Origin of the sequence: Massilia sp. WG5, assembly GCF_001412595.2 — a bacterium.
In the GTDB taxonomy this organism is placed as follows: Bacteria; Pseudomonadota; Gammaproteobacteria; order Burkholderiales; family Burkholderiaceae_D; genus Telluria.
The window spans coordinates 3,195,251-3,206,353 of record NZ_CP012640.2; the positions used below are offsets into that span (position 1 = coordinate 3,195,251).

Sequence of the window (11,103 nt, forward strand, 5' to 3'; positions counted from 1 at the left end):
CCGTCCATCGCACACGAAGAAGGAGGAAACGATGACCGATGCTCCCGTCGTGCTTGGCATTAACCGGACACAGGACGCCAGCGTCTGCCTGATGCAGGGCTCGCGGCTGCTGTGGGCGATCCAGAAGGAGCGGCTGACGCGCCATAAGCACCACGGGGGCAAGCCGGGAGACGTCCGCGATCTCTATCTCCCGTCCCTGCCCTGGCCCGAGCGTCCGATCGACGTGGTGGTGGAATGCTTTTCCTCCGACCAGGAAGAAAAGCAGCTGCCGCTGTACGAGGCAGAACTGGCTGCCAGCCTGCGTCTCGCCCCGGATTGCCGGCGCGCGCGCATCTCGCACCACCTGGCCCACCTGTACAGCGTGTTCCACCCGTCTCCCTTCCGCGACGCCGCGGTGATGGTCGTCGATGGCCAGGGCAGCGAGGTAGCCGAACTCACCGAGTACTGGGCCGGCGCCGCCTACGTGCCCGGCAGCTGGCGCGAAGTCGCCTCCTTCTACCGCGCCGACCGCGAACGCGTGCTGTGCATCGGCAAGCAGCTGTGGGACCGCGACGATGCGCACCTGGCCGGCCTGGGCATGTTCTATTTCCTGCTGACCCAGGCCATCTTTCCCGGCGAAGGCAAGGAAGGCAAGGTGATGGGCCTGGCCCCGCATGGCGACCCGCGCGCCCTCGGCCTGCCGCCGCTGACGGTCGAGGCCGGCCAGGTCAGCATGCCGGCGCCCTGGCGCGAGGTGCTGCGCGAGCGGGAACGCTTCCGCTATGGCCGGCCCGGCGCCGCCTTCGCCGACTGCGCCAACCTGGCGGCGGCGGGCCAGCGCGCCTTCGAGGATGCGCTGCTGGAAGTGGCGCGCTGGCTGCACGCCCGGACCCGGCTCGACAGCCTGTGCTTTGCCGGCGGCGCCGCCCTGAACTGCTCGGCCAACGAACGCCTGCTGCGCGAGACGCCCTTCCGCCAGATCTTCATCCCGCCGGCGCCGGGCGACGCCGGCACCGCACTCGGCTGCGCGCTGTATGGGCTGACCGAACTTGCCGGCGAGAGCTGCGCCTATCGCTGGACCCACGACTACCTCGGGCCGGCGCCGGGACGGCGGGAGATCGAAGCCGCCCTGCTCGACCGCGACGACCTGCGGATCGAAGTCCTGCCGGGCATGGACGCGCTGTCCGCCCGGATGCTCGAGCTGCTGGGCAGCCGCCGCGTGCTGGGTCTTTACCAGGGCTCCAGCGAATTCGGTCCGCGCGCCCTCGGACACCGCAGCATCCTGGCCGATCCGCGCCAGGCCGTGATGCGCGACTGGATCAATGCCAGGATCAAGCAGCGCGAGTGGTTCCGGCCGCTGGCCCCGGTGGTGCTCGAGGAGCGCGCCGCCGACTGGTTCGACCTGCCCGGCCCTTCTCCCTTCATGCAGTTCGCGGCGCCGGTACGGCCGCAGGTGGCGCCGCGGGTGGCAGCCATCACCCACGTCGACGGCACCGCGCGCCTGCAGACGGTCGGCGACGGCGGCGACCCGCTGCTGCGCCGCCTGCTGCAGGGCTTCGAGATGCTGACCGGCGTGCCGGTGCTGCTGAACACCTCGTTCAACGGCAAGGACGAACCGATCGTGGAAACGCCGCAGGAGGCGATCGTCTCGTTTCGGCGCCTGCCGCTGCACGCGCTGGCCATGCCGCCCTTCCTCGTGAGCAAACGCAGCGAGCCGGAGTTGCCTGCATGATCCGCGGCTATCCGCGCCATGCCAGCGTGCTGCCGGGCGATACGCTCACCCTGCACGTGTCGACCGACAGCCCGCGCTTCCGCGTTGCCTTCTACCGCTGGGGCGACGGCCCGTCGCTGGCATGGCGCACCGGATGGCTGCCCGGCCGCCATGCCGACGACGGCGCGCCGGACCGGGACTGGGACTGGCCCGCCTACGGCTTCGCCATCCCGGAAGACTGGCCGTCGGCCGTCTACATCGCCGAACTGGAAGAAGAGGGCCGCAAGCGCGTGTTCGACCTGGCGCGCGACCATGGCGCGGCCCTGTTCGTGGTGCGCGGACAAGGCGCAGTGCGCAGCAGCCTGCTGTATAAACTGCCGCTGGCCACTTACCACGCCTACAACTGCAGCGGCGGCGCCTGTTTTTATCACCACCCGCCGCGCTCCGGCAGCCCGCCCGGCGCACGCGTCTCGCTGCGCCGTCCCGGCGGCGGCATCGGCGGCCCGGTGTGGGGCGCGGCCGACCATTACGACGCCGGTTCGCCGCGCCAGTCCTTCGCGCACTGGGATGCGCGCTTCATCCGCTGGCTGGTGCGCAACGGCTACGATCCCGATTTCTGCACCGACCTCGACATTCACACCGATCCCGGGATCCTGGATGGCTACCGCCTTCTGTTGTCGGCCGGGCACGACGAATACTGGAGCGAAGCCACACGCGACGCGGTCGAGGATTTCGTCGCCGACGGCGGCAACATCGCCTTCTTCGCCGCCAACCTGTGCTGGTGGCGCATCCACCTGGTCGACGGCGGCGCGGCCATGGTCTGCCACCAGGGCGGGCCGCGCGGCGCATTCGACCACTGGTGGCCGCCGAGTGGCGCGGCGCGGCCGGAAGACATGCTGTGCGGGGTCAGCTATCGCCATGGCGGCGGCTGGTGGGATGGCCCGCGCGACACCGCCGGCTTCATCGTGCAGCAGCCCGAGCACTGGATCTTCGCCGGCACCGGCCTGGCGCGCGGCGATGCGTTCGGGCGCGACAGCTGGCCGCCGCTGGTCGGCTACGAATGCGACGGCGCGCCGCTGGACGCTTTCGACCCCCGCTACGGCGCCGTGCTGTCGTCCTGGGCCGACGAGGGCGGCACGCCGTCGAGCTACCAGTTGCTGGCCGCCGCACCGCTCGGACCGCACTGGCAGGAATTGCCGCCGCGCGAACGGCACGGCGCCGGCGAAGGGGTGCATGCGGCCACGCTGGGCATCTACCGGCGCAACGGCAGCGTGTTCTCGGCCGGCACGACGGACTGGACCCAGGTGCTGGGCTGCGGCCGCGACCGCCGGGTGGACAGGATCACGCGCAACGTACTCGACCGGCTCGGCTAGGGTCCAAGGAAAACATGATGATGCGCCGCCGACTCCTGCAACGCCTCGATCCCTCCTCGGTCGTGGTTTTTCGCGCGCTCCAGCTGGGCGACATGCTGTGCGCCGTACCGGCCCTGCGGGCGCTGCGCAAGGCCGCGCCGCGCGCCCACATCGCCCTGGTCGGCCTGCCCTGGGCGCAACAGTTTGCCGACCGCTTCGGCAGCTACGTCGACGAATTCGTTCCCTTTCCCGGCCATCCGCTGCTGCCCGAGCAGCCGGTGCAGCACGAAGGACTGGCGCGCTTTTATACCAGCCTGTGCGCGCGCGAATTCAAGCTGGCGATTCAGCTGCACGGCAGCGGCGACATCAGCAACGACATCGTCAACGGCTTCGGCGCCAGGGCGATGGCAGGCTACCGCCGCGGCGAACCGGTGGTGCGCGACCGCAGCGTCCTGCTGCCCTATCCGGACACGGGCACCGAACCGGAGCGCCTGCTGCGTCTCCTGGAGGAACTGGGCGCCGAGCCGGCCGGTCTGGATCTGGAGTTTCCGCTGTCGCGCGAGGACGAGGAAGAGCTCGACGCCAGCGGCATCACGGCAGGGCTGCAGGACGGCGGCTATTTCTGCATCCACCCCGGCGCGCGGCAACGCGACAAGTGCTGGCCGCCCCGCCAGTTTGCCGAAGTCGGCGACCGCCTTGCGGCGGAGTTCGGCTTACAACCCGTGCTGACCGGCTCGGCCAGCGAAGCTGACCTGACGGCCGAGGTGGCGGCCCATATGCACCACAAGCCGGTCGATGCCGCCACGCCGATCTCGATCGGAGCCATGGCCGTGCTGATGCGCAAGGCCAAGCTACTGCTGTGCAACGATACCGGCGTGTCGCAGGTCGCGGCCGGCCTGAAGCTCAAGAGCGTGGTGGTGTTCAGCAAGGCCGACATCGCGCGCTGGGCGCCGCTCGACCGCCACAGCCACCGCTGCATCTGGGATCCGGATGCCCGGCGCGCCGCGGTGGTACTGCAGCATGCACGCGCCCTGCTGTCCGGCACCGCGCCGAGCAGACAGCGCAGCGTCGGCATGTGGCCTTACTGGTGAAGCAGGGGTACGACCAATCGCTCGACCTGCGCCAGGCTGGCGTCGGCCACGAAGCTTTCGTCGTGCGGGCCGCGCGTGGCGACAGTGTCCTGGCCAGGGCCGGCAAGGCGAACACGAAGTCGCCCACGGCGTTCGGCCGCAGCACGGCGATCCCGCGGACCTCATCCGGGCGCACGCCGGCTCATTCGAAGGGCAGCAGATAAGGCGCATCGATGGCGCGCGCCGTCACCGTGGTCGGCAGCTCCATGTGGTACGCCCCCGAGGGCACGATGGCGCAACCGCCGTAGCGGGCCATGACACGCTGCTGGGCGAGCACGTCCTCGCCGCAATGCTGGGCGGGCAGGTCGGTCCAGAAATCGTAGCCGCCGGCGGCCCGCAGGCAGGCCGTGTCGAACAACACGCAGCCGCCGACCCAGGCCACCTTGTAGGTGCGCGTCGTGCTCGTGGCATCGCCGCTGCTGCCCTGCAGCCCAAGGCGCGACTGCACATGGAACAGGTTTGCCGCGCTGTGCAGGTGATGGCGCGCCCAGGCCGGGCTGCCGGGGCGCACGGTTTCGGGCGTCACCGGCCCGTTCCAGAACTCGATGTTTTCCTGGGCCGGCCGCTCCTGTCCCAGGTAGCTGAGGCCATGCAGGGCGCTGCCGACGAAGCCGCAGCCTTCAGCCTCGATCACGGCATGCAGGCGCGCCGCCAGGTCCGGCTCGAGGATGACGTCGTCGTCGACGAACAGGCAATAGTGTGCCTGTGCCTGTTCGAGCAGGAAGGCGCGCTGCTGGGCCATGCCGCGGCGCGGCAGGTTGCGCCAGGTCTCGACCTGCCGCCCGGTCGCGCGCAGGTAGCGCAGCACGGCCTGCACCTCGCCGTGGGCATAGGCGCCAGCGCCGTCGGACTGGTCGGACACCACGATGCGCAGCGAGCGCCAGGTCTGGAAACCCAGCGAGGACAAGGTCACCGCCAGCGCCGCGGGCCGGTTACAGGTGGGCACCAGGACGTCGATGGGCTGGTGCGCGAATGGAGGCGTGGTGTCGTTCACGGCGCGGCCTTCCCGGTCTCTTGCGCCTTCCCGTACAGCCAGGGATTCAGGCTCGGATCGTTGTACATCTTGAACTGGCGGTAGACCTTGAAGAAGGCCTGCCCTTCCCGCGCCTCGGCCAGCAGGCTGTCGAGGCAGAACATGAGGTCTTCACGCTGGGCGGTCAAGCGCTCGAGCTTGCAGGTGCAGGCGTGCATGTGATCGGGACCGGCTTCGTGGCGCCGGGCCTGGGCGCGCATGTGGTGGATCTTCAGCGCCAGGATCGACAGGCGGTCGATCATCGAACCCGCGGTTTCGCTGGACAGGCGCGCGCCGGGCTGGCGTCTGACGCGCTCGAGCTCGCCCAGCAGGCGCTCGTCGACGGCTTCGACCGCGTCGTTGCGTTTCTGGTTGTAGCGGTCGATCAGGCGCTTGCTGGCGGCGATTTCCGCCGGCGGCACGTCGAGCCGGCGCGCGCGGTCTTCCTCGCGCCACAGCAGGCCGTTGTAGCGGTGGTTGGCGGCGATCCAGGTCCAGATGCCGGGCAGGGCGTCGTCGAATATCGGCCAGTCCGGATTGTGCAGTTGGCGGTCGTGGAAGGCGACGACCGATACAGCGTCGATTTTGCTGTGCATGAAGGCTCCGCCCTGCTGATCAATATGGTCACAGCGCTTGGAGTTCTTCGGACTTGCTGGAGTTCGCATCGCCGCTGCCAGGCTTGGCGCGGCGCAAACGGCCGATAGTGGAATAAAAAAAGGGCGGCGCCTTTCGGCAACCGCCCCGACAAAGGAAAGCGAGCGGGGATTATTTCAGCATGCGTGCGCGGCTGGCCACGAAGGCGATCAGCGCCGCCAGGCCGCCGACGTAGGCGATGGCGATCTGCATGCCCAGGCCCTGGGCGATGGCGCCGATCACCGGCGGACCCATCAGGCTGCCGCTGTAGGCCATGCTGGCCACGCCGGCCAGGGCGACCGGGCCCTGGGCGCCGGCGGCGCTGAACACGAAGGGGAACACCAGGGCCATGCCCATGCCGGCGACGGCAAAGCCGAACAGGGCAAAGTAGGCGTCCGGCGACAGGACCGCGAAGAACAGGCCGGCCGCGCCCAGCATCGAACCGCTGGTGACCAGGGGACGGGCGCCGTAGCGGACCTTCAGCTTGTCGCCGACCAGGCGCGCCAGCAGCATCATCACCGAGAAGCAGGACAGGGCCAGCGGCGCCAGACCGTCCGACGCGCCGAAGTGCTCTTTCAGGAACACGCCGCTCCAGTCGGCAATGCTGCCTTCGGCCATCGAACCCAGGAAGCCCAGCGCGCCCAGCACCAGCAGCGGGCCGCGCGGCAGCGAGAACGACTTCTTCTCGACGGTGGCGCTGACGTCATCCGCGTCCAGCAGGGTAAAGGCGAAATACAGGACGATGGCCAGCGGGCCCGCCAGCATCATGAAGTGCGTGGCCGGGGCGATGTGCAGGCTGGCCATCAGGCTGCCCAGGGTCGCACCTGCCAGGCCGCCGGCGCAGCCGAGGCCGTGCAGCTTCGACAGTTCCGACTTGCCGCTGGCTTTTTCGCGGGCGGTCGCGGCCGAGTTGATGGCGACGTCGAAGGTGCTGGCAGTGATGCCCAGGCTCAGCACGGCCATCATCAGCAGCGGCACGGTCGGCGCGACGCCGATGGCGATCAGCACGCACAGCAGGGCCAGGCCCGAGAACAGCAGGGTCTTGCGCGCGCCAAGCGAACCCATCATGCGCGAAGAGATCGGGTAGGACAGGACGGCGCCAAGGCCGCCGCACAGCAGCACCATCGACAGCGCCGAATGCGACACGTGCACGCGTTCGGCCATCGCCGGGATACGGCCGGCCCACGAACCCATGATCACGCCGAACAGGGCAAACAGGACAGGCAGTGCATATTGCTGTGCCTGCGCGATCGGCAGGCTGCGGGCGATGGCGCGGGTGGTGCTGGTAGTGCGACGAGGAGTTTGCATTCTGCGTTGATTTTGTTGGGGTTGAAAGCAAAACGCCAACCAGAAGTAGTTGGCGGTCGGAAACTGATGGAAGGCAATTCTACGCGCCTTGCATTGATTTCGCTTTGCCACACGGAAAAAAAATTCTTTCAGTTTGTAAGCGCTTATCGAAGCGTTGCGCGATGTAGACAGAATGAAGGAATTGATAAGCAAAATTTCTTCGAAATCCTGAAATACGGCGGAGTTATATGGGAAATACGCGACAAAGACGCGTGATATCAGCCATACAGCCGACTGATATCAGCCCTTGAATGGGGTATTCCAGCCGACTTTTTTAACTGAAAAGTAAAGGCGAGATGGCAGCTAATGCCCAAGAAAATGAATTGAAGAAAGACTAGGCGCGAAGCTCGCGGGTCAGAAATTTATTCGCTCCGTTTTGTAACTGAATGCAACATCGAAATACCGATGGCCTTACGAATTCGTGCGGCGACAGGCGCACGGGTTTGCCCGCGCTTATCGTGCGGACCCGGCAGGATGGCTCCGCTAAGATGAGCGATCTGGCGGGCGGCAAGGATGGGCATGCAGAGATTCTTATTCGCGACAGGTATTGAAAGCAGTTATCCGGTCATCGCAGGCCCGGACGGCAAGCCCATGCGCATCGACGAAATGGAAAAGACCGCGCATTACACGCGCTGGCGGGACGACCTGGCCCTCGTGCGCTCGCTCGGCATCGATGCCTTGCGCTATGGCCCGCCGTGGTACCGCATTCATTCCGGTCCGGGACGCTACGACTGGGAATTCACCGACCAGGTCTTTGCCGAGATCCGGCGCCTCGGCATCGTCCCGATTGTCGACCTCTGCCATTTCGGCGTGCCCGACTGGCTCGGCAACTTCCAGAATCCGGAATTCCCCGATTTCTTTGCCGAGTACGCGCGCGCCTTCGCGCAGCGCTTTCCGTGGGTCGAGCTGTACACGCCGGTCAACGAAATGTACGTCACCGCCAAGCTCTCGGCGATCAAGGGCATGTGGAACGAGCGCCTGGCCTCGGACCAGGCTTTCGTCACCGCCGTGAAGCACCTCGCCAGGGCGAATATCCTGGCCGCGCGGGCGATCCTGGACCTGCGGCCCGACGCCCGCTTCATCCAGAGCGAGTCGTCGGAGTATTACCACCCGTCCGATCCGGATGCCATGGAATGGGCGAGGCACCTGAACGAGCTGCGCTTCCTGGCGCTGGACTTTACGTATGGCTACGACGTCTGCGGCAGGACCTATGAATTCCTGATGGATAACGGGATGACGCGCGCGGAGTACCACTTTTTCCTCGACCACAGCATCAAGGCCCACTGCATCATGGGTAACGACTACTACGCGGTCAACGAGCACACCGCCTATCCCGACGGCAGGGTCGATGTCTGCGAAATGTTCGGCTATTACGTCATCACCAGGCAGTATTACGAACGCTATCGCCTGCCGGTGATGCACACGGAGACCAACAACCGCGACGAAGGCGGCAAGGAAAAGAACGCCCGCATCTGGCTGGAAAAGCAATGGTCGAACCTGATGCGCCTGAAGGCCGACGGCGTCCCCATCCTCGGCTTTACCTGGTACAGCCTGATCGACCAGGTGGACTGGGACAGTTCGCTGGTCAAGGATGCCGGCAAGGTGAACCGCTTCGGCCTGTGCGACCTGGAGCGGCGCATCCAGCCGGTCGGCGAAGCCTACCGCGAGCTGATCCGCACCTGGCGCAGGCAGGTCGACAGCGGCTTCCTGTCGCTCTCTTAATCAGGACTTCAGGAAGTCCAGCATCAGCTTGTTGAGCAGCTCGGCATGGGTTGCGGCGAAGCCGTGCGGCGCGCCCTTCACCACCTCGAGCCGGCTGCCGGCAATCATCTCGTGCGAGCGCTGGCCGGAAACGCCGATCGGCACGATCTGGTCGGCGTCGCCATGCGCGACCAGGGTCGGGATGTCGAATTTCGCCAGGTCGGCGCGGAAGTCGGTCTCGCCGAAGGCGACGATGCATTGCTCGGTCGCCAGCGGCGACGCAGCCCAGGCCTGCCACTTGCTGAACGCCAGCAGATCCTGTCCCTGCTCGGCATTCTTGTCCAGGTTGTAGAAGCCGGGAAAGAAGCCCTGCAGGAAGGCGATACGGTCTTTCCGCACGCCCGCCAGCATGCCGTCGAACACGGCCTTGTCGACGCCCTGCGGATTGTCGTCCGTCTTCAGCAGGAAGGGCGGCACTGCGCCCAGCAGCATGGCCTTCGACAGGCGCTGCGTGCCATAGCGGCCGATATAGCGCGCGACTTCGCCGCCGCCCATCGAAAAGCCGGCCAGCGCCACGTCGCGCAGGTCCAGTTGATTGATCAGGTCGTTCAGGTCGGCGGCAAAGCTGTCGTAGTCGTAGCCCGCGGTCGGGCGGCCCGACTGGCCGAAACCGCGACGGTCGTAGGCGATGACGCGGTAGCCGGCCTCGGACAGGGCCGTGATCTGCGACTCCCACATACGGTGGCTGAGCGGCCAGCCGTGGATCAGCACCACGGGCTTGCCCTGCCCCTGTTCGTAGTAGTAGAGCTCGGTTGGATTGGCGCCGGACGTCTGGATGATAGGCATGGACTCTCCTTTGAATAAGCGTCCAAGTGTACGACCTCGCCTCTCGACGATACGCACGCTTGCCGAAGCACACTCCTGACACCTCTCAACAAGGTCTCCAGGCTTGCCAATACATCATCCCCGGTCGCCGATCCGCGCCTATGCTGTGCATATTGAATATCAAAATAACAATATTCGTGCGGATTTTTTGTCGTGTCCTGAGGAGGTGTTTCGATGAGTATCCCAAGTTCCCGCAGCAAGCCTTCCCGCATCCTGGCGGCCGTGATCCTGAGCTGTGCCGTGGCGCCGGCGTTCGCCGGCCAGCCCGACACCAGCGCCGGACGCATGACCGGCGGCGGTTCCATCATCTGCAAGGGCGCCGCCTATCGCATCACCTTCGGTTACGAGCTGCACTGCCAGCGCCCGGGCCAGCCGATTTCCGGCCCGAACAACCTTGAGGTGAATCTCTCTACCGGCCAGCATTTCCACCTGACCTCGCTGAACAGCGCCTACTGCGTCGGTCCGGACGCCAGCACCCCCACGGCGCCCTTCAACACCTTCTATGGCACCGGAACCGGCAGGCTGGACGAGACGCCGGCGTCGATCTGGTTCCGCTTCATCGACAACGGCGAGCCGGGAGCCGGGGCCGACATCGCCGGCTTCTCGCTCGATACGGCTGCAGGCAATTTACTGGAGTGCAGCAATACCCTGGAAGGCGGCAATAACCAGGCACATCGGGCGACCGGCAACAAGCCCTGAAGCATCCGGCAATAAGTTCGGCAATAAAAAACCCACTTCCCGAAGAGAAGTGGGTTTTTTCTTGAAACCGCTGAGGCTGGTTTGGCTTAGAACGGGATGTCGTCATCCATATCCGAGAAGTTCGGAGCCGGTTTCGGCTGCGGACGGGCTGCCGGCGCCGGCGGGGCCTGGCGCGGAGCCGGGCGGCTCGGCGGGGCGTCGTAGCTGCCGCCGCCGTCGTAACCGCCACTGCCGCCACCGTCGTAGCTGCCGCTGTCGCCGCCCATGCCCTGGCGACCGCCCAGCATCTGCATGTTCTCGGCGATGATGTCGGTGGCGTAGCGCTCGATGCCGTCCTTATCGGTGTACTTGCGGGTCTGCAGGCGGCCTTCCACGTAGACCGACGAACCTTTCTTCAGGTACTGGCCGACGATCTCGGCCAGGCGGCCGAAGAAGGAGATGCGGTGCCACTCGGTCAGCTCTTTCTGTTCGCCCGTGTTGCGGTCCTTCGACTTGTACGAGGTCGCCACGGCGATGTTGGCGATGGCGTCGCCGCTCGGCATGTAGCGGATTTCCGGATCGCGGCCGAGGTTGCCGACGATGATGACCTTGTTGACTGATGCCATGGTAAAGCTCCTTGGTAAATCCCTGACTCTGCGTCATGTCTAAGCGCCA

Annotated in this window: 10 protein-coding genes; 5 read left to right on the forward strand and 5 right to left on the reverse strand. The window is 66.4% G+C overall.

What is annotated here, in order from left to right:
• The first annotated feature begins 31 nt into the window (after nucleotides 1–31).
• The 3 genes from AM586_RS14255 to AM586_RS14265 are packed head-to-tail and all read left to right on the forward strand — an operon-like array spanning nucleotide 32 to nucleotide 4,133.
• The gene (locus AM586_RS14255) at nucleotides 32–1,711 is read left to right on the forward strand and encodes a carbamoyltransferase C-terminal domain-containing protein (protein ID WP_047821207.1); all 1,680 of its coding nucleotides are present in this window, start codon (nucleotides 32–34) and stop codon (nucleotides 1,709–1,711) included.
• Nucleotides 1,708–3,063, forward strand: coding sequence for a N,N-dimethylformamidase beta subunit family domain-containing protein (locus AM586_RS14260; RefSeq protein WP_047821210.1), 1,356 nt, complete (start codon nucleotides 1,708–1,710; stop codon nucleotides 3,061–3,063). The genes AM586_RS14255 and AM586_RS14260 overlap by 4 nt, the downstream gene beginning before the upstream one ends.
• Before the next feature lie 20 nt (nucleotides 3,064–3,083).
• The gene (locus AM586_RS14265) at nucleotides 3,084–4,133 is read left to right on the forward strand and encodes a glycosyltransferase family 9 protein (RefSeq protein WP_229411017.1); all 1,050 of its coding nucleotides are present in this window, start codon (nucleotides 3,084–3,086) and stop codon (nucleotides 4,131–4,133) included.
• A gap of 181 nt (nucleotides 4,134–4,314) precedes the next feature.
• Here the strand turns inward: AM586_RS14265 and AM586_RS28850 are convergent, their stop codons facing one another.
• The 3 genes from AM586_RS28850 to AM586_RS14280 form a co-directional block, all read right to left on the reverse strand.
• Complete coding sequence (locus tag AM586_RS28850; protein ID WP_229411018.1) at nucleotides 4,315–5,166, reverse strand: glycosyltransferase family 2 protein; 852 nt, start codon at nucleotides 5,164–5,166, stop codon at nucleotides 4,315–4,317.
• Complete coding sequence (locus AM586_RS28855) at nucleotides 5,163–5,780, reverse strand: DUF4254 domain-containing protein (RefSeq protein ID WP_047821214.1); 618 nt, start codon at nucleotides 5,778–5,780, stop codon at nucleotides 5,163–5,165. The genes AM586_RS28850 and AM586_RS28855 overlap by 4 nt, the downstream gene beginning before the upstream one ends.
• 169 nt (nucleotides 5,781–5,949) lie before the next feature.
• Entirely contained in the window at nucleotides 5,950–7,125 is a 1,176-nt protein-coding gene (locus AM586_RS14280; protein WP_047821216.1) for an MFS transporter, read from the reverse strand.
• A gap of 558 nt (nucleotides 7,126–7,683) precedes the next feature.
• On the opposite strand from AM586_RS14280, the gene AM586_RS14285 reads away from it, so the two are divergent.
• Nucleotides 7,684–8,886, forward strand: coding sequence for a family 1 glycosylhydrolase (locus tag AM586_RS14285; protein WP_047821218.1), 1,203 nt, complete (start codon nucleotides 7,684–7,686; stop codon nucleotides 8,884–8,886).
• On the opposite strand, the gene AM586_RS14290 is transcribed toward AM586_RS14285, so the two are convergent.
• Nucleotides 8,887–9,711 (reverse strand): alpha/beta fold hydrolase, encoded by an 825-nt coding sequence (locus tag AM586_RS14290; protein ID WP_047821219.1) that lies wholly within the window; start codon nucleotides 9,709–9,711, stop codon nucleotides 8,887–8,889.
• 213 nt (nucleotides 9,712–9,924) lie between these two features.
• Between AM586_RS14290 and AM586_RS14295 the strand changes: the two genes are divergently transcribed.
• Nucleotides 9,925–10,449, forward strand: coding sequence for a hypothetical protein (locus AM586_RS14295; protein ID WP_047821221.1), 525 nt, complete (start codon nucleotides 9,925–9,927; stop codon nucleotides 10,447–10,449).
• An 86-nt stretch (nucleotides 10,450–10,535) separates the two neighbouring features.
• Here the strand turns inward: AM586_RS14295 and ssb are convergent, their stop codons facing one another.
• Nucleotides 10,536–11,054, reverse strand: a complete 519-nt coding sequence (ssb, locus tag AM586_RS14300) for a single-stranded DNA-binding protein (RefSeq protein WP_047821223.1) — start codon at nucleotides 11,052–11,054, stop codon at nucleotides 10,536–10,538.
• Nucleotides 11,055–11,103 lie beyond the last annotated feature (49 nt).